The 22,586-nt window shown below is 69.8% G+C and carries 18 protein-coding genes; 15 read left to right on the plus strand and 3 right to left on the minus strand.

What is annotated here, in order from left to right; all coding sequences use genetic code 11:
• Window position 1 precedes the first annotated feature (1 nt).
• Both N7640_RS05880 and N7640_RS05885 read right to left on the minus strand, forming a co-directional pair.
• Window positions 2-1,750: a ThiF family adenylyltransferase gene (locus tag N7640_RS05880; RefSeq protein ID WP_279901906.1), complete on the minus strand. Its 1,749-nt coding sequence runs from the start codon at window positions 1,748-1,750 to the stop codon at window positions 2-4.
• A gap of 226 nt (window positions 1,751-1,976) precedes the next feature.
• Window positions 1,977-2,855, minus strand: coding sequence for a PAS domain S-box protein (locus N7640_RS05885; protein WP_220814664.1), 879 nt, complete (start codon window positions 2,853-2,855; stop codon window positions 1,977-1,979).
• Window positions 2,856-3,104: 249 nt separating this feature from the next.
• Here N7640_RS05885 and N7640_RS05890 point away from each other — a divergent pair, with 249 nt between their 5' ends.
• The 11 genes from N7640_RS05890 (at window position 3,105) to ispA (ending at window position 13,451) form a co-directional block, all read left to right on the plus strand.
• Window positions 3,105-3,704 carry an NUDIX domain-containing protein gene (locus N7640_RS05890; RefSeq protein ID WP_220814665.1) on the plus strand — a complete coding sequence of 200 codons (600 nt, stop codon included), beginning with the start codon at window positions 3,105-3,107 and terminating at the stop codon, window positions 3,702-3,704.
• Entirely contained in the window at window positions 3,695-4,147 is a 453-nt protein-coding gene (locus N7640_RS05895; protein WP_220814666.1) for a DUF1249 domain-containing protein, read from the plus strand. Before N7640_RS05890 ends, N7640_RS05895 begins: the two co-directional genes overlap by 10 nt.
• Window positions 4,148-4,243: 96 nt before the next feature.
• Complete coding sequence (gene cpdA / locus N7640_RS05900) at window positions 4,244-5,059, plus strand: 3',5'-cyclic-AMP phosphodiesterase (RefSeq protein ID WP_279901905.1); 816 nt, start codon at window positions 4,244-4,246, stop codon at window positions 5,057-5,059.
• Between the two features lie 98 nt (window positions 5,060-5,157).
• Complete coding sequence (locus tag N7640_RS05905; protein WP_279901904.1) at window positions 5,158-5,766, plus strand: YqiA/YcfP family alpha/beta fold hydrolase; 609 nt, start codon at window positions 5,158-5,160, stop codon at window positions 5,764-5,766.
• A 19-nt stretch (window positions 5,767-5,785) separates the two neighbouring features.
• A complete protein-coding gene (gene parE / locus N7640_RS05910) occupies window positions 5,786-7,684 on the plus strand; it encodes a DNA topoisomerase IV subunit B (RefSeq protein WP_279901903.1) in 1,899 nt (632 codons plus the stop codon).
• Window positions 7,681-8,673 carry an esterase-like activity of phytase family protein gene (locus tag N7640_RS05915; protein ID WP_279901902.1) on the plus strand — a complete coding sequence of 331 codons (993 nt, stop codon included), beginning with the start codon at window positions 7,681-7,683 and terminating at the stop codon, window positions 8,671-8,673. Before parE ends, N7640_RS05915 begins: the two co-directional genes overlap by 4 nt.
• A gap of 35 nt (window positions 8,674-8,708) precedes the next feature.
• On the plus strand, window positions 8,709-9,197 hold the full coding sequence (locus tag N7640_RS05920; RefSeq protein WP_279901977.1) for a TIGR02281 family clan AA aspartic protease: 489 nt from the start codon (window positions 8,709-8,711) through the stop codon (window positions 9,195-9,197).
• 13 nt (window positions 9,198-9,210) lie between these two features.
• The gene (gene parC, locus N7640_RS05925; protein ID WP_279901901.1) at window positions 9,211-11,469 is read left to right on the plus strand and encodes a DNA topoisomerase IV subunit A; all 2,259 of its coding nucleotides are present in this window, start codon (window positions 9,211-9,213) and stop codon (window positions 11,467-11,469) included.
• Between the two features lie 115 nt (window positions 11,470-11,584).
• Window positions 11,585-12,298 carry a PqiC family protein gene (locus tag N7640_RS05930; RefSeq protein ID WP_220814671.1) on the plus strand — a complete coding sequence of 238 codons (714 nt, stop codon included), beginning with the start codon at window positions 11,585-11,587 and terminating at the stop codon, window positions 12,296-12,298.
• Between the two features lie 26 nt (window positions 12,299-12,324).
• Window positions 12,325-12,567 (plus strand): exodeoxyribonuclease VII small subunit, encoded by a 243-nt coding sequence (locus tag N7640_RS05935; RefSeq protein WP_279901900.1) that lies wholly within the window; start codon window positions 12,325-12,327, stop codon window positions 12,565-12,567.
• Window positions 12,564-13,451 carry a (2E,6E)-farnesyl diphosphate synthase gene (ispA, locus tag N7640_RS05940; protein WP_279901899.1) on the plus strand — a complete coding sequence of 296 codons (888 nt, stop codon included), beginning with the start codon at window positions 12,564-12,566 and terminating at the stop codon, window positions 13,449-13,451. Before N7640_RS05935 ends, ispA begins: the two co-directional genes overlap by 4 nt.
• A gap of 91 nt (window positions 13,452-13,542) precedes the next feature.
• Here the strand turns inward: ispA and N7640_RS05945 are convergent, their stop codons facing one another.
• Complete coding sequence (locus N7640_RS05945) at window positions 13,543-14,475, minus strand: LysR family transcriptional regulator (RefSeq protein ID WP_279901898.1); 933 nt, start codon at window positions 14,473-14,475, stop codon at window positions 13,543-13,545.
• A gap of 164 nt (window positions 14,476-14,639) precedes the next feature.
• Between N7640_RS05945 and N7640_RS05950 the strand changes: the two genes are divergently transcribed.
• The 4 genes from N7640_RS05950 to dxs all read left to right on the plus strand — a co-directional run bounded on the left by N7640_RS05950 (window position 14,640) and on the right by dxs (window position 22,581).
• The gene (locus N7640_RS05950; protein WP_279901897.1) at window positions 14,640-16,331 is read left to right on the plus strand and encodes an AMP-binding protein; all 1,692 of its coding nucleotides are present in this window, start codon (window positions 14,640-14,642) and stop codon (window positions 16,329-16,331) included.
• The gene (locus N7640_RS05955; protein ID WP_279901895.1) at window positions 16,328-19,606 is read left to right on the plus strand and encodes a carboxyl transferase domain-containing protein; all 3,279 of its coding nucleotides are present in this window, start codon (window positions 16,328-16,330) and stop codon (window positions 19,604-19,606) included. Before N7640_RS05950 ends, N7640_RS05955 begins: the two co-directional genes overlap by 4 nt.
• Window positions 19,607-19,617: 11 nt before the next feature.
• Complete coding sequence (locus tag N7640_RS05960) at window positions 19,618-20,565, plus strand: alpha/beta hydrolase (protein ID WP_279901893.1); 948 nt, start codon at window positions 19,618-19,620, stop codon at window positions 20,563-20,565.
• A gap of 120 nt (window positions 20,566-20,685) precedes the next feature.
• On the plus strand, window positions 20,686-22,581 hold the full coding sequence (gene dxs / locus N7640_RS05965) for a 1-deoxy-D-xylulose-5-phosphate synthase (RefSeq protein ID WP_279901891.1): 1,896 nt from the start codon (window positions 20,686-20,688) through the stop codon (window positions 22,579-22,581).
• Window positions 22,582-22,586 lie beyond the last annotated feature (5 nt).

Here is a 22,586-nt window from a genome sequence, read left to right on the forward strand (position 1 = left end):
TTCATGCTCCTATGTGCAGGGTGCTCTGCTGTTTGATAGCGCGCAGTCGGGAAAGGAATTCGTCGCCGTCGAGTTCGATCAGCGCCTCCACCTGGGCGACCCGCTCGCGGTCCATGTCGTCGAGCAGCAGCCAGAAGGGATGCACTTCGCGCCCCTGGTAGCGATTGGCGTAGAGGTGCTGGGGAGGAATGCAGGCGTCGCGTGACGGCAGGACCTGCGGGCGGAAGCCGAAGAAGCCGAGGTTGCGCAGGGTCACCTGGCGCTCGCCATCGCCGACCATGGCCACCACGCCGCTGTCGGCCTTGCCCAGCAGCTTGCCGTAGGCGCTGAGCAGCAGCAGGCCGGCCTTGGCTTCCAGCACCGGGTCGCCGATCTGCGCCTTGGTCACCCGGCCGATCTCGCGGACCTGCTCCGCCGGCAGGGCGCGCAGCTCGTCGACCTGCTCGTAGAGGTCGCGGCCGAAGGCTGTCTCCACGCCGAAGGCCGGGCGCTGCGGGTCGTCGAAACGCTTGCCGCGGATGATCGGCGCCTTGAGGGTCGAGTAGGCCAGCAGCTGCTGGTCGCTCTCGCGCACCAGCACGATGTGCACGTCTTCCTGGGCCAGGTGTTCCAGCGGCTCGGCGTGCAGCTGGCGACAGGCTGCGACCTGCGGGTTGATGAAGCCGACCTTGGCGTAGTGGACGAAGGCGAAACGCAGCAGCTGGCGGGTCAGGTTGTTGTCCAGCTGGTAGTTGGGGATGGCATAGGTGGCGATGCCGGCGCGGCGGTCGATGCAGAACTGCGGGTAGCTCGCCAGGCCGCTCAGCTGCGGCGGCTGGTAGTGGGCCACGGAGCGTTCGAGGAAGAACGCATCGGGCCGGTCCGGCGGTAGCTGGCGCCACTGGGCGAGCGCCTGGCGGCCCTGGTCCAGCCGGTACTGGTGGTCGCGCTCGGCCTGGGCGTCGCGGCGGCGGATCAGCTCCCACACGTCGACGTAGATGGCGTCACGCACCGGACGGCCGTTGACCAGGTCGAGGATCAGCGCCGTCGCTAGGGTGCCGAACAGGTGGGCGGCGATGCCCAGCTGCGAGGTGTAGTCCTTGCCGGCCAGGTGGCGGTCCAGTTCGGCGTACATCTCCAGCGGCACGCACTCGACCGGGATCAGGAAGGTGCAGGCCTGCAGCGGATCGAGGGTGGCCACCTGCTCCGCGCTGAGCAGGTCGCCCAGCACCGCCAGGTCCGGGTTGCGGTAGTCGAACACCGGGATGTACTGGGCCGCAGCCATGTCGTAGCCACACACCACCGGCTTGTACTGGCGCTGGCAGACGCGGTGCAGCAGGTATTTCATCTCCAGGCCGGAACGGCCGGTGACGTCGATGGCATCCACCACCACGTCGGCCTGGGCCACCATGGCCTCGACGTTGTCGGGCGTGACGCCATGCTCGTGCAGCTGCAGCCGGATGTGCGGGTTGATCTGCCGCACACGTTCGGCGAACACCTCGACCTTGGAGCGACCGATGTCGTCCAGCACCATGTTCTGCCGGTTGGCGTTGTTCAGCTCGTAGCCGCCGTTGTCGGCGAGGATCAGGTTTTCCGCGCCGCTGCGCACCAGCAGCTCGATCACGCTGCCACCCGTGGAGCCGCAGCCTGCGATGAGGATCACGGCCTCGCGCAGGCCACACTGGTCGTCGGCACTGATGAATCCGGCATTGCGCAAGGTGAGTTCACGATAGAACTGGTCGTGATCCAGAGGGGGCTGTGGGTGGCTCATCGTCGCATCCTGCTGAGTAGAGAGGGGGGCATCCTATTCAGCGGTTTAATGGCACAACAAGGACCAAAAGCCCCTCGCTGTCATTAACGATGGAAAGACATAAGCTTATGTTTTAAATGCAATTTTTATCTGTGATCACAGATATCGAAGGCGCAGAAACGACGACCGCCCCGGATTGGGGCGGTCGGTCATGGAACCGTCATGGAAAAAATGGGTCGCGGGCGCTCTAGCTCACGAGTTTGTGCAGGTTCTGCGGCACCTTCGCCAGTTCCCAGAGGAAGCTGTCGAGCTTGAAGGTGGACGTGCGGATATTTTCCTCGATCCCCTGCAGCTCGCGACACACATCCTGATAGCGCTGTTCGCGGCGCACGGAGGCCAGGGCCTCGTTGATGCGCTCGGGCTGCGCGCCGATGTATTCGCGCACCCGCTTGCCGTCCTTCTGCGGGCGCACCAGATAGAGGTAGCGCTGCTGGTGCCAGTAGGGCGTGGCGGCGATGCGCGGCGAACCCTGCAGCGCCTCGAACTCCGCCAGCAGGTTGACCCGCAGGGACTTGAGGCTGTCAAGCTGTTCGGAGATGCGCCAGACCTTCTGCCCCAGGCTCTCCTGGTCGCCAAGCTTCTGCGCGTGGGTCTCGCGGTGGGAGATGTCGGTGACCGTCAGCAGGCTGCCGCGGTCGCTGTCGTCGGCGCTGGGGATCGGCGCGGCGCTCATCTGCACCCAGCGCACGCTGCCGTCGCGGGCCTGGATGCGCATCGGGTAGCGCTCCGCCGTCGGGCCCTGGCGGCGCTGCATCAGCACCACCTCCACCAGATCGGCGGACAGCACCTGGGACACCGGCCGGCCGAGGGCCTCGGCCGGCGAATAGTCGAGGAACTGCTGCATGAAGGGGTTCATGTAGGTGATGCGACCGAACGGGTCGAGCACCACCAGCCCTTCCTGGGCCTGCTCCACCAGGTTCTGGTAGCAGCGCGTGTCGCCGGTGCTGTAGCAGCTGGCCACCCGCAGCTGGGGTTCTTCGCCGAATTCGGCGTCGGTGTAGGCCACCGGGATATCCGTGTCCGGGTCATATTGCCGGAGCAGATCGATCAGCTCTGCAGCGCGCATTGCCCCACCTCCATGTTGAAGTCGATACCGACGGCCCCGAGTATACTCACGGGTAGCCAATGAAAAAGACTTCCATTCGAGTAAGCGCCGAACGGCTCGGCATATTCGGCGTCACAGTGTCGTGATCGCGCCTCTGTGATGCACGTCGCCAGCGGGCCGTGCGGGCCCTTGCCAAAGGCCCTTCGCGGCGCGCACATTCAGCGCAACCGGATTTTCTGCAGGGCCCAGCCCTGCCAAGGGGAGAGTCGCATGTCCAATGCCGATGTCGAGGTACTCCAGCGCGAGACCTGCTTCAAGGGTTTCTACCGCCTGGATCGCCTGCATCTGCGCCATCGCCAGTTCGCCGGCGGCATGGGTCCGCAGCTCAGCCGCGAGCTGTTCGTGCGCCACGACGCCGTCTGCGTGCTGCCCTACGACCCGCGACGCGACAGCGTGGTGCTGATCGAGCAGTTCCGCGTCGGCGCCATGGACAAGAGCGCCAACCCCTGGCTGCTGGAACTGGTGGCCGGCCTGATCGACAAGGACGAGCAGCCCGAGGAAGTGGCGCATCGCGAGGCCGAGGAAGAGGCCGACCTGCAACTGACCGCGCTGTGGCCGATCACCCAGTACTACCCCTCCCCCGGCGGCTCCGACGAGCGTGTCCACCTCTACTTGGGTCGCTGCGACAGCGAAGGGGTCGGTGGCGTCCATGGTCTGGCCGAGGAAGGCGAGGACATCCGCGTGCACGTCTGGCCGCTGGAGGACGCCCTGCGGGCGGTGAGGGACGGCCGCATCGACAACGCCGCCAGCATCATCGCCCTGCAATGGCTGGCGCTGAACCGCGCGGAAGTGCGGGGGCTGTGGTCATGAACCTGCTGCGCGAGCGCTACCGGGTCGATCTGGTCGAACTGCAGGCCGCCTGCGAAGCCAACTACGCGCGCCTGCTGCGCCTGCTGCCGGACATGCGCGAGGCCCAGGGCGAACGCCGCGTGGCGCTGAGCCAGGGCGACCTACTGCTCGGCGTGCTGCTGATCCGCGTGGTGGAGAACTGCCCCTACACCACCACCCTGGAAGTGCGTCAGGAGCACAGCCTGCCCTGGCTGCCGGTGCCGCGCCTGGAAGTGCGCGCCTACCACGACGCGCGCATGGCCGAGGTGATCGGCGCGGAAAACGCCCGACGCTTCCGCGGCATCTATCCCTATCCCAATGCCGCCATGCACCAGCCGGACGAGAAGACACAGCTCAACCTGTTCCTCGGCGAGTGGCTGAGCCACTGCATCGCCTGCGGTCACGAACTGGTGACGGTACTGTGATCACAACCGCGCAAATGTGACAGGTTCACGTTTGCCGGGTTTACCGAATCCCGTTTCACCCACCATAATCCTGAGAACCCGCTCAGGAGTAGGCCCTTGTCGCGCCCGTCGTCCCTTGCCCCCGATCGCCCGGTGCTGCTCGTGCAGCTGTCGGACAGTCACCTGTTTGCCGAAGCGGACGGCAAACTGCTGGGCATGAACACCCGCGACAGCCTGGAAAAGGTCATCGAACGGGTCCAGGTGGAACAGCCCGAGATCGACCTGATCCTCGCCACCGGCGACCTATCCCAGGACGGCAGCCTCGAGTCCTACCAGCGCTTCCGCCAGCTCACCGAGCCCTTCCAGACCGCAGCCCGCTGGTTCCCCGGCAACCACGACGAATTGCCCGCCATGCAGCAGGCCTGCGCCGGCAGCGACCTGCTGCAGCCGGTGATCGACCTGGGCGGCTGGCGCATCGTCCTGCTCGACTCCTCCATCCCCGGCGCAGTGCCCGGCTACCTGGCCGACGACCAGCTGGCACTGCTGGAAAAGGCGCTGGGCGAAGCCCCCGAACGCCACCATCTGGTGTGCTTCCACCACCACCCGGTCTCCATCGGCTGCCGCTGGATGGAGCCGATCGGCATCCGTAACCCGGACGCCCTGTTCGCCGTGCTGGAGCGTCATGCCCAGGTCAGGGCGGTGCTCTGGGGTCACGTGCACCAGGAATTCGACCAGCTGCGCGGCGGCATCCGCCTGCTCGCCTCGCCCTCCACCTGCGTGCAGTTCGCCCCCGGCAGCGAGGAATTCCAGGTCGGCAGCGAGGCCCCCGGCTACCGCTGGCTGCGCCTGCACCCGGACGGCCGCCTGGAGACCGGCGTGTCGCGGGTCACCGGCATCCACTTCGAGGTGGACTACAGCGTCAAGGGCTATTGAGGCGTAATCGCGGTTCCCGACCGCCCCAGGCCCAAACCGCCTTTACTTGCAGCTTGAGGCTTGTCGCTTACGGCTCTTGCCTAGTAGCCTCCCGCTCCATGAATTCCAGCATTCTCTATATCCACGGCCTCAACAGCTCGCCCGCCTCGACCAAGGCCAGCCAGCTGCTGAAGGTGGCTGAACACTGCGGTATCGAACGGCATCTGCGCGTGCCGGCCCTGCACCATCATCCGCGCCAGGCCATGCAACAGTTGCAGGCAGCCATCGCCGAACTGGGCCGGCCACTGCTGGTCGGCAGCTCACTTGGCGGCTACTACGCCACCCACCTCGCCCAGCAGCATGGCCTGGATGCCGTGCTGATCAACCCGGCGGTGCGCCCGAACCGGCTGTTCGGCGGCCAGGAAGTCGAGCAGACCAACCACTATACCGGCGAGACCTGGCTGCTGACCCACGACCACGTCGCCGCCCTGCGCGAGCTGGAAGTGGCCGAGCCGCGCGACGCCGCGCGCTACGCGGTATGGCTGCAGACCGCCGACGAGACCTTGGACTACCGCCAGGCCGAGGCTTTCTACGAGGGCTGCACCCTGGACATCCGCCAGGGCGGCGACCACAGCTACCAGGGCTTCGCCGCGCGCATCCCCGAGATACTCGCGCGGGCCGGCTTCGCCCCCGCCCTCTGGGCCGATTTCGACTTTTCCACCCTTTAGCAGAAGACCCGAACCGCTTATGGCTCAACAGAACGCCTACAACGCCGATGCCATTGAAGTACTGTCCGGTCTGGACCCGGTGCGCAAGCGCCCGGGCATGTACACCGACACCGCGCGGCCCAACCACCTGGCCCAGGAGGTCATCGACAACAGCGTCGACGAAGCGCTGGCCGGCCACGCCACGGCGATCCAGGTGATCCTCCACGAGGACAACTCGCTGGAAGTGACCGACGACGGCCGCGGCATGCCGGTGGACATCCACCCGGAAGAAGGCATCCCCGGCGTCGAGCTGATCCTCACCAAGCTGCACGCCGGCGGCAAGTTCTCCAACAAGAACTACCAGTTCTCTGGCGGCCTGCACGGGGTCGGCATCTCGGTGGTGAACGCCCTCTCCAACCAGGTGGAAGTGAAGGTCAAGCGCGAGGGCAGCGAATACCGCATGACCTTCGCCGACGGCTTCAAGGCCACCGACCTGGAAGTGATCGGCAGCGTCGGCAAGCGCAACACCGGCACCAGCGTGCGCTTCTGGCCCGACCCGCAGTACTTCGACTCGCCCAAGTTCTCCATCAGCCGCCTCAAGCACGTGCTCAAGGCCAAGGCCGTGCTCTGCCCCGGCCTGGAAGTCACCTTCGCCGACAAGAACAACGGCGAGACCACCCGCTGGTACTACGAGGACGGCCTGCGCTCCTACCTCACCGACGCGGTGAGCGAATACGCCCGCCTGCCCGACGAGCCGTTCTGCGGCTCGCTGGCCGGCACCAAGGAGGCGGTGGACTGGGCCCTGCTGTGGCTGCCGGAAGGCGGCGAGTCGCTGCAGGAGAGCTACGTCAACCTGATTCCCACCGCCCAGGGCGGCACCCACGTCAACGGCCTGCGCCAGGGCCTGCTGGACGCCATGCGCGAGTTCTGCGAGTTCCGCAACCTGCTGCCGCGCGGCGTCAAGCTGGCCCCGGAAGACGTCTGGGAACGCATCGCCTTCGTCCTCTCGATGAAGATGCAGGAGGCGCAGTTCTCCGGCCAGACCAAGGAGCGCCTGTCCTCCCGCGAGGCGGCCGCCTTCGTCTCCGGCGTGGTCAAGGACGCCTTCAGCCTGTGGCTCAACGCCCACCCGGAAACCGGCCTGCTGCTGGCCGAACAGGCCATCGGCAACGCCGGTCGGCGCCTCAAGGCGGGCAAGAAGGTCGAGCGCAAGAAGATCACCCAGGGCCCGGCGCTGCCCGGCAAGCTGGCCGACTGCGCGGGCCAGGACCCGATGCGTTCCGAGCTGTTCCTGGTGGAGGGCGACTCCGCCGGCGGCTCCGCCAAGCAGGCCCGCGACAAGGAATTCCAGGCGATCATGCCGCTGCGCGGCAAGATCCTGAACACCTGGGAAGTGGACGGCGGCGAAGTGCTCGCCTCGCAGGAGGTGCACGACATCGCCGTGGCCATCGGCATCGACCCGGGTTCGAGCGACCTGTCCCAGCTGCGCTACGGCAAGATCTGCATCCTCGCCGACGCCGACTCCGACGGCCTGCACATCGCCACTCTGCTCTGCGCCCTGTTCGTCCGCCACTTCCGCCCGCTGGTGGAAGCCGGCCACGTCTACGTCGCCATGCCGCCGCTGTACCGCATCGACCTGGGCAAGGAGATTTTCTACGCCCTCGACGACGCCGAACGCGATGGCATCCTCGACCGCCTGGTGGCCGAGAAGCGCCGTGGCAAGCCGCAGGTCACCCGCTTCAAGGGCCTCGGCGAGATGAACCCGCCGCAGCTGCGCGAAACCACCATGGACCCGAACACCCGCCGCCTGGTGCAGCTCGGCCTGGACGACTTCGAGGCGACCCGCGAAGTGATGGACATGCTGCTGGCCAAGAAGCGCGCCAGCGACCGCAAGAGCTGGCTGGAAACCAAGGGCAACCTGGCCGAGGTACTGGTGTGAGGCTCGCCGTCTCGCTCGCCGGGCTGCTGTTCGCCGGCGCGGCGATCGCGGCCGACAAGCCGACCGAACTGGCCCAGCTGGAGCTGCTCGCCGAGCACCCGATCGAAGGCATGGCCGCCGGCAACCTGTCCGGCCTGACCCGCTGCGGCGAGGAATGGCTGGCCGTGTCCGACCGCGAGGACGACCGCTTCTACCGCCTGCGCCCCGGCGACGGCGCCTGGCACGCCGAGGCGGAGACCTTCGACGCCCCGCCGGTGCCGCCCAGCGCCCTGCCCTGGGGCCTGCGCATGCGCACCTGGACGGCCAACCTGCTGCGCGGCGGCGAGCTGGACTTCGAAAGCATCAGCTGCGACGAGAAGGGCAACCGCTACCTGCTCAGCGAGGCACACACCGCCCTGCTGCAGGTCGGCCCCAGCGGCATCGCCGAATGGCTGGCGCTGCCCGAGGGGCTGGTCCGCCAGGCCCGCGCCAGCGGCATGCTGCTGCGCCACAACGCCCTGCTCGAAGGGCTGGTCGTCGACCCGGCCGGCGAGCGCCTGTGGCTGGCCGCCGAACGCGAGCGCCGCGGCCTGCTGGTACTGCACAAGGACAAGGGCCGCTGGCGCTGCACCGGCGGCTGCGTGCTGATGTCCGAGGCCGGCCAGGTGCGCTCGCCGCTCACCCCGCAGAGCGACAAGCGCTACCCGCGCAGCTTCGGCGACCTGGCCCTGCTCGACGGCAAGCTGTTCACCCTGGAGCGCCTGCAGCACCGCATCTGCCGACGTAGCCCGACCACCGGCGCCGAAGAAAAGTGCTGGTCCTTCAGCGCCGCCGCGGTGGCCGACGGCCGCCTCTACCCCGAGCCCTACGGCAACGCCGAGGCGTTCTGGCTGGAGAAGGGCGGCGCCTGGCTGGGGCTGGACAACAACGACCTGCCCCGCGCCGACGGCGAACGCCGGCCGCTGCTCTGGCACTTCAAAGCACCCGCCGGTGGCTGGGGCGCGCCGTGAACGACAAACCCGCCGGCCGGGGTGCCGCCCGCATCATGCTGATCCTGGCCTGGGTGGCCGCCCTGGCGCTCGCCACCCACTGGTTCGGCGGTTTCGAGGAGCGGCGCGCCAACCCCAACCGGCAGCCGGCGTCGGTACACGGCGACGGCTACATCGAGGTCAGCCTGGCCAGCAGCCAGGGCGGCCACTACGTGCTGGACGGCCGCATCGACGGCCATACCGTGACCTTCCTGCTGGATACCGGCGCCACCGCCGTGGCCGTGCCGCAGGAGCTGGCCGGAACGCTCGGCCTGAAGCCCGGCTCCCCGGTGCAGATCCGCACCGCCAACGGCACCGTCACCGGCTGGCGAACGCGCCTGGCGCTGCTACAGCTCGGCGACATCCACCTGCGCGACGTGGCGGCGCTGATCACCCCCGGCATGGAGGGCGATCAGGTGCTGCTCGGCATGAGCGCCCTCAAGCAGCTCGAATTCACCCAGAAGGGCGGCACCCTGGTGCTGCGCCAATCGACTTCTCTGAAATGACCATGAGGCACGCATGAGCGACACCCTCGACCTGAGCCTGGAAGGCGTGGAGCGCCGGTCGCTGGCCGACTTCACCGAACAGGCCTACCTCAACTACTCCATGTACGTGATCATGGACCGCGCCCTGCCGCACATCGGCGACGGCCTCAAGCCGGTGCAGCGGCGCATCGTCTACGCCATGAGCGAGCTGGGCCTGGACGCCGACTCCAAGCACAAGAAGTCGGCGCGTACCGTCGGCGACGTGCTCGGCAAGTACCACCCCCACGGCGACAGCGCCTGCTACGAGGCCATGGTGCTGATGGCCCAGCCGTTCAGCTACCGCTACACCCTGGTCGACGGCCAGGGCAACTGGGGCGCCCCGGACGATCCCAAGTCCTTCGCCGCCATGCGCTACACCGAGGCGCGCCTGTCGCGCTACTCCGAAGTGCTGCTGGCCGAACTGGGCCAGGGCACCGTGGACTGGGTGCCCAACTTCGACGGCACCATGGACGAGCCGGCGACCCTGCCGGCGCGCCTGCCCAACCTCCTGCTCAACGGCACCACCGGCATCGCCGTGGGCATGGCCACCGACGTGCCGCCGCACAACCTGCGCGAAGTAGCCAGCGCCTGTGTACGCCTGCTGGACGAGCCGGGCGCCACGGTCGAGCAGCTCACCGAGCACGTGCCGGGACCGGACTTCCCCACCGAGGCGGAGATCATCACCCCTCGCGCCGACCTGCTGAAAATCTACGAGACCGGCCGCGGCTCGGTGCGCATGCGCGCCGTGTACCGCGTCGAGGACGGCGACATCGTGGTCACCGCCCTGCCGCACCAGGTCTCCGGGGCCAAGGTGCTGGAACAGATCGCCGCGCAGATGCAGGCCAAGAAGCTGCCGATGGTCGCCGACCTGCGCGACGAGTCGGACCACGAGAACCCCTGCCGCATCGTCATCGTGCCGCGCTCCAACCGGATCGACGCCGAAGAGCTGATGACCCACCTGTTCGCCACCACCGACCTGGAGTCCAGCTACCGGGTCAACGTCAACGTCATCGGCCTGGACGGCAAGCCGCAGGTCAAGGACCTGCGCACCCTGCTGACCGAGTGGCTGGTGTACCGCGTCGGCACCGTGCGGCGCCGCCTGCAGTTCCGCCTGGACAAGGTGGAGCGCCGCCTGCACCTGTTGGCAGGCCTGTTGATCGCCTTCCTCAACCTCGACGAAGTGATCCGCATCATCCGTACCGAGGACCAGCCCAAGCCGGTGCTGATGGAAACCTTCGGCCTGACCGACGTGCAGGCCGACTACATCCTCGACACCCGCCTGCGCCAGCTGGCCCGCCTGGAAGAAATGAAGATCCGCGGCGAGCAGGACGAACTGGCCAAGGAGCGCGACAAGCTGCTGGGCCTGCTCGGCAGCGAGGCCAAGCTGAAGAAACTGGTACGCAAGGAAATCCTCGAGGACGCCGAGAAGTACGGCGACGACCGCCGCTCGCCCATCGTCGCCCGCGCCGAGGCCCGCGCCCTGTCGGAAACCGAGCTGATGCCGACCGAGCCGGTCACCGTGGTGCTCTCCGAGAAGGGCTGGGTGCGCTGCGCCAAGGGCCACGACATCGACGCCACCGGCCTGTCGTACAAGGCCGGCGACGGCTTCAAGACCGCCGCGCCGGGCCGCTCGAACCAGTACGCGGTGTTCATCGACTCGACCGGTAGAAGCTATTCCCTCGCGGCCCACAGCCTGCCGTCGGCCCGCGGCCAGGGCGAACCGCTCACCGGCCGCCTGCAACCGCCACCGGGCGCCAGCTTCGACTGCGTGCTGCTACCGGACGACAGCGCCCTGTACGTGATCGCCTCCGACGCCGGCTACGGCTTCGTGGTCAAGGGCGAGGACCTGCAGGCCAAGAACAAGGCCGGCAAGGCCCTGCTGACCCTGCCCAACGGCGCCCTGGTGGTGCCGCCCAAGCCGGTGGCCAGCGTCGAGAACGACTGGCTGGCGGCGGTGACCACCGAGGGCCGCCTGCTGCTGTTCCCGGTGCGCGACCTGCCGCAGCTGGGCAAAGGCAAGGGCAACAAGATCATCGGCATCCCCGGCGAGCGGGTCGCCAGCCGCGAGGAATACCTCACCGACCTGGCCGTGCTGCCCGCCGGCGCCGCCCTGGTGCTGCAGGCCGGCAAACGCACCCTGACCCTCAAGGCCGACGACCTGGAACACTACAAGGGCGAGCGCGGGCGGCGCGGCAACAAGCTGCCGCGCGGCTTCCAGCGGGTCGACTCGCTGCTGGTGGAAGGCCCGGCCTGATCGACGGAATGCATGCCGTAGAGCGCCGCGGGCTGGAGTCCGCGGCCGCTTTGGCGGATCATACGCGGCTTTGACACAGGACTGCCGGTCGCTGCCGCGACCCCCAGGGTGAAACATGAGACTGCTGCGCCTTTCTTCGGTACTGCTGCTGACCGGCCTGCTCGGCCTGGCCGGTTGCACGGCGCACAAGCCGATACCGCTGTACCAGCTGGACAACGGCACCGCCGAACTCCCGACCCAGGCCAAGGGCCTGGCCGTGCTGCTCGGCCCCGTGTCGGTGGCCGACTACCTGCAACACGAAACCCTGCTGCAACGCCAGAGCGACAGCAGCCTGCTGGCTGCCGCCGACGCCCGCTGGGCCGGCAGCCTGGCCGCCGACATCGACCAGGTGCTGCTGCGCCAGCTGGCCTGGCGCCTGGACAGCCAGCGCACCGTCCTGGCCCCGCTCAACGCCGAGTTCAAGCCTGACGTCCAGGTGCAACTGAACATCATCCGCCTGGATTCCGGCCCCACCTACCCGGCCGTGCTGGAAGCCCAGTGGCGCCTGCTGGACAGGAGCGGCCAGCTGCGCGACAGCCAGCTGCTGCGCCTGGAAGAGGCCCACAGCGGCACCACCGCCGACCAGGTGCAGGCGCAGAGCCGCCTGCTGCAGCAGCTGGCGACCCGCCTGGCCGAGGCCATCGAGCCGCTGCGCAACCAGCAGCCGGTCGCCGAAGCGCCCAAGCCGGCCCAGGCCACGCCGAAGCCGGCCAAGCCCAAGGCCGAGCAGCAGCCGCAGATTCCGCTGGTGGCGCCGACCCGCAGCAGCGGCGAAGTGCTGCGCTTCTGAACCCCGTATCCGTCGAGAGTCCGCCCATGGCCCGCAAGAAAGCCGCCGTCGATTTCGAGAAGTCCCTCGCCGACCTGCAGACCCTGGTCGAGCGCCTGGAGAGCGGCGAACTGTCCCTGGAGGACTCGCTGACCGCCTTCGAGCAGGGCATCCGCCTGACCCGCGACTGCCAGGCCTCCCTCAGCCAGGCCGAGCAGAAGGTGCAAATCCTCCTCGAACGCGACGGTGAACTGGACGAGGCCCCCTTCGACCCGGACCAACAGGCATGATCGGCGCCTACCAGCAGCGCTGCCAGGCGCGGGTCGACGCCGCCCTGGAGCAGCTCTTCGACGCCCCGAGCGCCGAGCTAGCGCGCCTCTACCAGGCCATGCGCTACAGCGTGGTCAACGGCGGCAAGCGCGTGCGCCCGCTGCTGGTCTACGCCGCCTGCGAGGCGCTGGAAGGCGACCTCGACCGAGCCGACGGCGCCGCCTGCGCGGTGGAGCTGATCCACGCCTACTCGCTGGTCCACGACGACCTGCCGGCCATGGACGACGACGACCTGCGCCGCGGCCAGCCGACCACCCACAAGGCGTTCGACGAGGCCTGCGCGATCCTCGCCGGCGACGGCCTGCAGAGCCTGGCCTTCGAGGCCCTGGCCGACGCTCGCCGCAACCCCCGGGACCCGGACCTGCGCCTGTCCATGGTCATGGGCCTGGCCCGCGCCGCCGGCCCGGCCGGCATGGTCGGCGGCCAGGCCATCGACCTGGAGTCGGTGGGCCAGCGACTCGACCAGCAGGCGCTGGAAACCATGCACCGGCACAAGACCGGCGCGCTGATCGAGGCCAGCGTGCAGCTCGGCGCCCTGGCCAGCGGCAAGGCCGACACCGCCGGCCTGCGCGCCCTGCAGCAGTATGCGCGGGCCGTCGGCCTGGCCTTCCAGGTGCAGGACGACATCCTCGACGTGGAGAGCGACACCGCCACCCTGGGCAAGACCCAGGGCAAGGACGAAGCCAACCACAAGCCCACCTACCCCGCCCTGCTCGGCCTGGAACAGGCCAAGGCCTACGCGCTGGAACTGCGCGACCAGGCCCTGCACGCTCTGCGCCCCTTCGGCGACAGCGCCGAGCCGTTGCGCGAGCTGGCCCGCTACATCGTCGCGCGGCGCAGCTGACCCGCGGCCGATACAACACACTGGCCTGTAGGGCGGGTGCAACCCGCGCGACGCAGACCCAAGCCGCGGGTTTCACCCGCCCTACACAGACCTACGCAGCGCCAGGAAGAAAGGTGCGCGCCAGCGCCAGCAGTTCGTCGCGCAGCCAGCGGTGGGCCGCGTCGTTCTCGGCCTGGCGCGACCAGTACAGGCTCAGGCTCACCGGCGGCAACGCCAGGGGCATCGCCAGCCGGCGGTTGCCCAGGCCCAGGTCGAGCAGCTCGGCGTAGCCGCGCGGCAGGGTCAGCAGCCAGTCGCCCTGGGCCACCAGCAGCGCCGCCGTCAGGTAGTTGCGGCAGTGCTGGCGCACCTCGCGGGAGAGGCCGAGCTGGCCCAGCGCAAGGTCCTCGGCGCACAGCCCGCGGCGCAACGAACTGACCGCCACGTGCCCGGCGGCCAGGTAGCGCTCGGCGCTCAGCTCACCCTCGAAGCGCGGACCGGCCAGCACGCAGAACGCATCGCTGAACAGCGGGCTCTGGCGCAGCTCGGCGTCGGTCGAGCGGGTGATCTCGATCGCCAGGTCGACCCTGCCCGCGGCCATGTCGCGCTGCAGCTCGGCCCAGTGCAGGCCGCTGCTGCGCACCTCCACCCCGGGCGCCACCGGCGCCAGGTGGGCCAGCACCCGGGGCAGCAGCAGCGGCTCCATCTGCTCCGGCATGTTCAGGCAGAAGCTGCGCCGGTCGCGCCCGGGGTCGAAGGCGCGCCCCGCGCCCAGGCTGCGGCGCAGGCCGTCCAGCGCATCCTGGATGCCCGGCGCCAGCCGCTCCGCCAGGGCGCTCGGCACCACGCCGCGACCGTCGCGCACGAACAGGGGATCGCCGATCTGCTCGCGCAGCCGCGCCAGGGCATGGCTGACCGCCGACTGGCTCAGGTGCAGCCGGGCCGCCGCGCGGGTCAGGTTGCGCTCGCGGTAGATCACCTCGAAGACGCGCAGCAGGTTCAGATCGAGCCGGCTTAGCTCCGGCCATTCATGTGGTTGATTCATGATTCCTCGGGGACACCGGGCGAACGCCCCGCACTCTAGCAGGCAGGGCCTTCGGAGCAATCATGCATGGCATTCATGTATGCGGATGAATAAGCGTCAGTTCTGGCGCCTCCACCACCCGCCTAAGATGCCCGCAGCACAAGAACAACAACGGGAGCGCTAGCATGTCCCTCGACGCCTACCTCGAACACCTCGACGGCCTGCACGCCGCCGCCTGGCCCGCCGGCGCGGCGCGCGAGCCGCAATACCCCCACGGCCGCCAGCCGCTGACCGAATACCTGCGCGCCTGGGCCGGGAGCAAGCCCGATGCGGTCGCCCTGGACTTCTACGGCCACGCGCTGAGCTGGGCCGAGCTGGACCGCCTGGCCGACCGCTGCGCCGCCCTGCTGGCCGAACTCGGCGTGCGCCCCGGCGAGCGCGTGGCGGTGTTCATGCCCAACTGCCCGCAGCTGCATGTCGCCTTCTACGGCATCCTCCGCGCCGGCGCGGTCTACGTGCCGGTCAGCCCGCTGTCGAAGGGCCTGGAGCTGAGCTATCAGCTGGGCGACAGCGGCGCCGAGACCCTGATCTGCTTCGACCAGCTGCTGCCGATCGTGCGCCAGGTGCACGGCGAAACCCCGCTGCGCCGCGTGCTGGCCACCAGCCTCAGCGAACTGCACCCCAGCGTGCCGAGCCTGCCGCTGCCCGACCTGCTGCTGGCACCGAAGCTGGCGGGCGACGACTTCATCGACTTCCTGCCGGCGCTGGATGCCTGCCGGGCGGCCGCGCCCGAGCATCGCCCCCGGCTCGACGACATCGCCGCGCTCAACTACACCGGCGGCACCACCGGCCTGCCCAAGGGCTGCGTGCATACCCACGGCAACATGCTCTACACCTGCGCCAGCTTCGTGCCGACCGCCCTCGGCCTGACGCCCGAGCACACCGTGCTCAACTTCCTGCCCGAGTTCTGGATCGCCGGCGAGAACGCCGGGCTGCTCGCCCCCGTGTACGCGGGCTGCCGCCTGGTGCTGCTGGCACGCTGGGACGCCGAGGCCTTCATGGCCGCCGTTCAGCACTACCGCGTCAGCCACTGCGGCCTGCTGGTCGACAGCGCCGCCGAGGTGCTCGACCACCCGCGCCTGGCCGACCACGACCTGCGCTCGCTGGAGCGCACCGGCGCCATCTCCTTCATCAAGAAGCTCACCGTCGACTACCGCCGCCGCTGGCGCGAGCTGACCGGCACCACCCTGTTCGAATTCAGCTTCGGCATGACCGAGACCCACACCAGCGACACCTTCACCTACGGCCTGCAGGGCGACGACTTCGACCTCAACAGCGCGCCGACCTTCGTCGGCCTGCCGGTGCCCGGCACCCGCTTCAAGGTCTGCGACTTCACCAGCGGCGAGCTGCTGCCGCTGGGCGCCGAGGGCGAATTGTGCGTGCGCAGCCCGTCACTGATGCACGGCTACTGGCAGCGCCCGGAGGAAAGCGCCGCCACCCTGCAGGGCGGCTGGCTGCACACCGGCGACCTCGGCCAGATCACCGAGCAGGGCTTCATCCGCTACCTCGGGCGACGCAAGGAAATGCTCAAGGTCAACGGCATGAGCGTATTCCCCAGCGAGATCGAGGCGCTGCTCGGCCAGCACCCGGCCATCCTCGCCAGCGCGGTGATCGGCCGCGCCGACGACAGGCGCGGCCAGCAGCCGGTGGCCTTCGTCGTGCTCAAGCCGGGCAGCACGGAAAGCGCCGACAGCCTGCGCGCCTGGTGCGCGGACGCCATGGCCGTCTACAAGGTGCCGGAGATCCGCCTGGCCGAATCCCTGCCGATGACCGCCACCGGCAAGGTGAAGAAGAACGAACTGGAGAACCTGCTGTGAAACCGCCCTTTGCCAGCCTGCTGATCGCCAACCGCGGCGAGATCGCCATCCGCATCGCCCAGGCCTGCGCGGACCTCGGCATCCGCTCCGTCGCCGTGTACGCCGAGGACGACGGCGCCAGCCTGCACACGCGCAAGGCCGACCTCGCCGTGCCGCTCAAGGGGCGCGGCGTGCCCGCCTACCTGGACATGGACCAGCTGATCGCCCTGGCCGGCGAGCACGGCTGCGACGCCGTGCATCCGGGCTACGGCTTCCTCGCCGAGAACGCCGGGTTCGCCCGCCGCTGCCAGGCCGCCGGCCTGGTCTTCGTCGGCCCGGCGCCCGAAGTGCTGGAGCTGTTCGGTGACAAAGCAGCCGCCCGCGCGCTGGCCGAGCGCTGCGCGGTGCCGCTGGTGCCGGGCCTCAACCGCGCCGTCGACCTCGACCAGGCCCTGGCCTTCCAGGCCGAGCACGGCGCGGTGATGCTCAAGGCCCTGGCCGGCGGGGGCGGGCGCGGCATGCGCGCGGTCGCCAGCGCCGACGAGCTGAGCGAGGCCTACGCGCGCTGCCAGTCCGAAGCGCAGACCGCCTTCGGCAACGGCGAGCTGTACGTCGAGCAACTGGTGCGGAATGCCCGCCACATCGAGGTGCAGGTGCTCGGCGACGGCAGCGCCGTCAGCCACCTGTGGGAGCGCGACTGCAGCCTGCAGCGGCGCAACCAGAAGCTGGTGGAGATCGCCCCCAGCCCGGACCTGGAGGGCGCCACCCGCGAGGCGATCATCGCCTGTGCCCTGCGCCTGGCCGGCGAGGTGGGCTATCGCGGCATCGGCACCTTCGAATTCCTCCTCGACCTGGATCGCCCGGGCCGCTTCTACTTCATGGAAGCCAACCCACGGGTGCAGGTGGAACACACCGTCACCGAGCAGGTCACCGGCGTCGACCTGCTGCACGCCCAGCTGCGTCTGGCCGCCGGCAGCCGCCTGGCCGAGCTCGGCCTGGACAGCCCACCGCCGCCGCAGGGCTGCGCCGTGCAACTGCGCCTGAACCTCGAAACCCTGCAGGCCGACGGCAGCGCCCGCCCCGCCGCCGGGGTGCTGAGCGCCTACCAGCCGCCCTCCGGCCCCGGCCTGCGGGTGGACGGCTACGGCTACGCCGGCTACCCGGTCAGCCCGGCCTACGATTCGCTGCTGGCCAAGCTGATCGCCACCGCGCCGGACTACCCGGGCGCCCTGCGCCGTGCCTACCGCGCCCTGTGCGAATTCCGCCTGGAAGGCGTGGCGAGCAACCTGCACCTGCTGCAGAACCTGCTGCAGCGCGAGGAAGTCGCCGCCAACCGGGTCGACACCCGCTTCGTCGAGCGCCACCTGGCCGAGCTGCTGGCCGCCCGTGGCGAGACCCACCCGCACCGCTACTTCAGCGGCGGCGGCGCGGCGGCGGACGCCCGCCGCGAGAGCGTCGATGCCCCGCCCGGCACCGTCGCCCTGAACACGCCGAGCACCGGCGTGCTGGTCTGCCTGGAAGTCGCCGAGGGCGACGCCGTGGCCGCCGGCCAGACCCTGGCCGTGCTCGAAGCGATGAAGATGGAGTTCGAGGTGCGCGCCGAGCGCGGCGGCATCGTCCGCGCCCTGGCCGCGGCCCCCGGCGACGCCCTGGCCGAGGGCCAGGCGCTGCTGTTCCTCGAACCGGCCGAGGTGGACGGCGGCGCTGCGCTGAACGAGCAGGCGGTCGACCTCGAACACATCCGCTCCGACCTGGCCGAGGTGCTGGAGCGCCATGAACGCCTGACCGACGCGCGCCGCCCCGAGGCGGTGGCCAAGCGGCGCAGGACCGGCCAGCGCACCACCCGCGAGAACCTCGCCGACCTGCTCGACGAGGGCAGCTTCATCGAATACGGCGCCATGGCCCTGGCCGCCCAGCGCCGCCGGCGCAGCGCCGAGGAACTGCTGGAGCTGAGCCCGGCCGACGGCCTGGTGGCCGGCATCGGCACGGTCGGCGCCGCGCAGTTCGGCGAGCAGGCCGCGCGCTGCATGGCCATCGCCTACGACTACACAGTGTTCGCCGGCACCCAGGGCGTGATGAACCACAAGAAGACCGACCGCATGCTCGGCCTGGCCGAGCAGTGGCGCCTGCCGCTGGTGCTGTTCGCCGAGGGCGGCGGCGGCCGGCCGGGCGACACCGACTTCGTCGGCGTGGCCGGACTGGACTGCCACACCTTCGTCGGCCTGGCCCGGCTGTCCGGCCTGGTGCCGCTGGTCGGCGTGGTCTCCGGCCGCTGCTTCGCCGGCAACGCCGCCCTGCTCGGCTGCTGCGACGTGATCATCGCCACCCGCAACGCCAGCATCGGCATGGCCGGCCCGGCGATGATCGAGGGCGGCGGCCTGGGCAGCTACAAGCCCGAGGAAGTCGGCCCGACCGCCGTGCAGGGCCCCAACGGGGTGATCGACGTGCTGGTGGAGGACGAGGCCGAGGCGGTGCGGGTGGCGAAACAGTACCTGTCCTACTTCCAGGGCTGGCTGGCGGACTGGCGCTGCGCCGACCAGCGCGAGCTGCGCCACCTGATCCCGGAGAACCGCCTGCGCGTCTACGACATCCGCCAGGTGATCGCCACCCTGGCCGACCAGGGCAGCGTGCTGGAACTGCGCCGCCCGTTCGCCCCCGGCCTGGTCACCGCGCTGATCCGCATCGAGGGCCAGCCGTTCGGCCTGATCGCCAACAACCCGGCGCACCTGGGCGGCGCCATCGACGCGGTGGCGGGCGACAAGGCCGCGCGCTTCATGCAGCTGTGCGAGGCCCATGACCTGCCCATCGTCTCGCTGTGCGACACGCCCGGCTTCATGGTCGGCCCGGAGGCGGAGAAGCAGGGCACCGTGCGCCACGTGTCGCGCATGTTCGTCACCGCCGCCAGCCTCAGCGTGCCATTCTTCACCCTGGTGCTGCGCAAGGGCTACGGCCTGGGCGCCCAGGCGATGGCCGCCGGCAGCTTCCACTCGCCGCTGTTCACCGCCGCCTGGCCCAGCGGCGAGTTCGGCGCCATGGGCCTGGAGGGCGCGGTGCGCCTGGGCTTCGCCAAGGAGCTGGCGGCCCAGCCGGACGACGCCGCGCGCCAGGCGCTGTTCGACAAGCTGGTCGGCAAGGCCTACGAACAGGGCAAGGCACTGAACATGGCCAGCTACCTGGAGATCGACGCCGTGATCGATCCGGCCGAGAGCCGCGCCTGGCTGCTGCGCGGGCTCAACGCCGCGCCCAGACCGCCTGCCCGCGAGGGCAAGAAGCGGCCCTTCGTCGACACCTGGTAAGGAGCACTCCCATGCACATCGAACATCGGATTCTCGCGGTCAACGGCATCGACCTCAGCCTCTACAGCGCGGGGCCCGAGAACGGCCGCCCGGTCTGGCTGCTGCACGGCTTCCCCGAATGCTGGTACGCCTGGCACCCGCAGATCGAGGCGCTGGCCGCCGCCGGCTACCGGGTGCTGGCCCCGGAGATGCGCGGCTACGGGCAGAGCAGCGCGCCGAACGATCCCGCGGCCTACGACCTGATCACCCTGTGCGGCGACATCCAGGGCGCCATGGACGCCCTCGGCCAGGATCGCGTCGCCGTGGTCGGCCACGACTGGGGCGCGCCGGTGGCCTGGCACCTGGCGCTGCTGGAGCCCGAGCGGGTGCAGGCGCTGGGCGCGCTGTCCGTGCCCTTCGGCGGCCGGCCCAGGCGGCCGGCTATCGAGATGATGCGCGAGGCCTACGCCGGGCGCTTCCACTACATCCTCTACTTCCAGCAGCCGGGGCTGGCCGAGGCCGAGCTGGACGCCGACATCGGCCGCAGCCTGCGCCTGCTGCTCGGCGGCCTGGAAGGCGCGCTGCTGCAGGACAAGCCGGCCGACGCCCGGCTGTTCGACGGCATGGGCGACCTGCCGCTGCCGGCCTGGTGCCCGCCCGAGCTGTTCGCGGTGTACGAGCGCACCTTCGCCGGCCGCGGCTTCCACGGCGCACTGAACTGGTACCGCAACTTCGAGCGCAACTGGCAGCGCACCGAGCCCCTGGCCGGGCTGCGGGTGGAGCAGCCGACCCTGTTCCTGCTCGGCGAGCGCGATCCGGTCGGCCGTTTCGAGGCGCCCACCCTCAAGCGCATGGCCGACAAGGTGCCGCGCCTGGAACAGCACCTGCTGGCCGGCTGCGGCCACTGGCTGCAGAGCGAGGACGGCGCGCGGGTCAACGCCCTGCTGCTGGACTTCCTCGGCCGCCACTATGCCGCGTAGGGTGCCGTGATCCGGGGCGGGGCCGCCCCGCCGTTCGATCCCGTTACAGGTCGTTTGGGCTGTTTCCAGCGCTTCAGGTAAACTGCCGCATCTATTTGTACGCCTATAACGATCCGCCTGATGCCGACCACTTTCCACGAGATCCCCCGCGAGCGCCCTGCCACGCCCCTGCTCGACCGTGCGGACACCCCGGACGGCCTGCGCCGCCTGGCCGAGAGCGAGCTGGAAAGCCTCGCCGACGAGCTGCGCCAGTACCTGCTGTACAGCGTCGGCCAGACCGGCGGGCACTTCGGCGCCGGCCTCGGCGTGATCGAACTGACCATCGCCCTGCACTACGTCTTCGACACCCCGGACGACCGCCTGGTGTGGGACGTGGGCCACCAGGCCTATCCGCACAAGATCCTCACCGGTCGCCGCGAGCGCATGGGCACCCTGCGCCAGAAAGACGGCCTGGCCGCCTTCCCGCGGCGCAGCGAGAGCGAGTACGACACCTTCGGCGTCGGCCACTCCAGCACCAGCATCAGCGCGGCCCTGGGCATGGCCATCGCCGCCCGCATGCAGGGCAGCAGGCGCAAGGCGGTGGCGGTGATCGGCGACGGCGCGCTGACCGCCGGCATGGCCTTCGAAGCGCTCAACCACGCCTCCGACGTCAAGGCCGACATGCTCGTGGTGCTCAACGACAACGACATGTCGATCTCCAAGAACGTCGGCGGCCTGTCCAACTACCTGGCCAAGATCCTCTCCAGCCGCACCTATTCGAGCATGCGCGAGGGCAGCAAGAAGATCCTCTCGCGCCTGCCCGGCGCCTGGGAGATCGCGCGCAAGACCGAGGAACACGCCAAGGGCATGCTGGTGCCCGGCACCCTGTTCGAGGAACTGGGCTGGAACTACATCGGCCCGATCGACGGCCACGACCTGCCGACCCTGCTCGCCACCCTGCGCAACATGCGCGACCTGGAGGGCCCGCAGTTCCTCCACGTGGTGACCAAGAAGGGCAAGGGCTTCGCCCCGGCCGAGGCCGACCCGATCGGCTACCACGCCATCACCAAGCTGGAGCCGATCAACGCCCCGGCCCAGCCGAAGAAGCCATCCGGGCCGAAGTACTCCAGCGTGTTCGGCCAGTGGCTGTGCGACATGGCCGAGCAGGACGAGCGCCTGGTCGGCATCACCCCGGCGATGAAGGAAGGCTCCGACCTGGTGGCCTTCGCCGAGCGCTTCCCCGAGCGCTACTTCGACGTGGCCATCGCCGAGCAGCACGCGGTGACCCTGGCCGCCGGCCTGGCTTGCGATGGCGCCAAGCCGGTGGTGGCGATCTACTCCACCTTCCTCCAGCGCGCCTACGACCAGCTGATCCACGACGTTGCGGTGCAGAACCTCGACGTGCTGTTCGCCATCGACCGCGCCGGCCTGGTCGGCGAGGACGGCCCGACCCACGCCGGCAGCTTCGACATCTCCTACCTGCGCTGCATCCCCGGCATGCTGATCGCCACGCCCAGCGACGAGAACGAACTGCGCCTGCTACTGACCACCGGCTACCACTTCGCCGGCCCGGCCGCCGTGCGCTACCCGCGCGGCAGCGGCCCCAACGCGCCCATCGACCCGGCCCTGGAGCCGGTGGCGATCGGCAAGGCGGTGGTTCGCCGTCGCGGCCAGCGGGTCGCCCTGCTGGCGTTCGGCGTGCAGCTGGCCGAGGCCCTGCGCGTCGGCGAGGCGCTCGACGCCACGGTGGTCGACATGCGCTTCGTCAAGCCGCTGGACGAGGCCCTGGTACGCGAGCTGGCTGGCAGCCACGAGCTGCTGGTGACCATCGAGGAAAACGCCGTGATGGGCGGTGCCGGCTCGGCCGTCGGCGAATTCCTCGCCGCCGAGCGCATCGTCGGACCGCTGCTGCACCTCGGCCTGCCCGACGGCTACGTGGAACACGCCAAGCCGGCCGAGATGCTGGCCGAGTGCGGCCTGGACGCCCAGGGCATCGAGGCCGCGGTGCGTCGCCGCCTGGAACAGCTGCAAGGCTGAGACCG

Origin of the sequence: Pseudomonas sp. GD04015, from assembly GCF_029837675.1 — a bacterium.
GTDB classification, from domain to species: domain Bacteria; phylum Pseudomonadota; class Gammaproteobacteria; order Pseudomonadales; family Pseudomonadaceae; genus Aquipseudomonas; species Aquipseudomonas paralcaligenes.

Bases quoted from the DNA above. Each gene is read 5' to 3' on its own strand.
- dxs (WP_279901891.1), top strand. From the start codon at position 20,686: ATGCCGACCACTTTCCACGAGATCCCCCGCGAGCGCCCTGCCACGCCC.
- ispA (WP_279901899.1), top strand. From the start codon at position 12,564: ATGATCGGCGCCTACCAGCAGCGCTGCCAGGCGCGGGTCGACGCCGCC.
- N7640_RS05945 (WP_279901898.1), bottom strand. From the start codon at position 14,475: ATGAATCAACCACATGAATGGCCGGAGCTAAGCCGGCTCGATCTGAAC.
- N7640_RS05880 (WP_279901906.1), bottom strand. From the start codon at position 1,750: ATGAGCCACCCACAGCCCCCTCTGGATCACGACCAGTTCTATCGTGAA.
- N7640_RS05890 (WP_220814665.1), top strand. From the start codon at position 3,105: ATGTCCAATGCCGATGTCGAGGTACTCCAGCGCGAGACCTGCTTCAAG.
- N7640_RS05905 (WP_279901904.1), top strand. From the start codon at position 5,158: ATGAATTCCAGCATTCTCTATATCCACGGCCTCAACAGCTCGCCCGCC.
- N7640_RS05920 (WP_279901977.1), top strand. From the start codon at position 8,709: ATGCTGATCCTGGCCTGGGTGGCCGCCCTGGCGCTCGCCACCCACTGG.
- N7640_RS05935 (WP_279901900.1), top strand. From the start codon at position 12,325: ATGGCCCGCAAGAAAGCCGCCGTCGATTTCGAGAAGTCCCTCGCCGAC.
- N7640_RS05930 (WP_220814671.1), top strand. From the start codon at position 11,585: ATGAGACTGCTGCGCCTTTCTTCGGTACTGCTGCTGACCGGCCTGCTC.
- N7640_RS05960 (WP_279901893.1), top strand. From the start codon at position 19,618: ATGCACATCGAACATCGGATTCTCGCGGTCAACGGCATCGACCTCAGC.
- N7640_RS05885 (WP_220814664.1), bottom strand. From the start codon at position 2,855: ATGCGCGCTGCAGAGCTGATCGATCTGCTCCGGCAATATGACCCGGAC.
- N7640_RS05950 (WP_279901897.1), top strand. From the start codon at position 14,640: ATGTCCCTCGACGCCTACCTCGAACACCTCGACGGCCTGCACGCCGCC.
- parC (WP_279901901.1), top strand. From the start codon at position 9,211: ATGAGCGACACCCTCGACCTGAGCCTGGAAGGCGTGGAGCGCCGGTCG.
- parE (WP_279901903.1), top strand. From the start codon at position 5,786: ATGGCTCAACAGAACGCCTACAACGCCGATGCCATTGAAGTACTGTCC.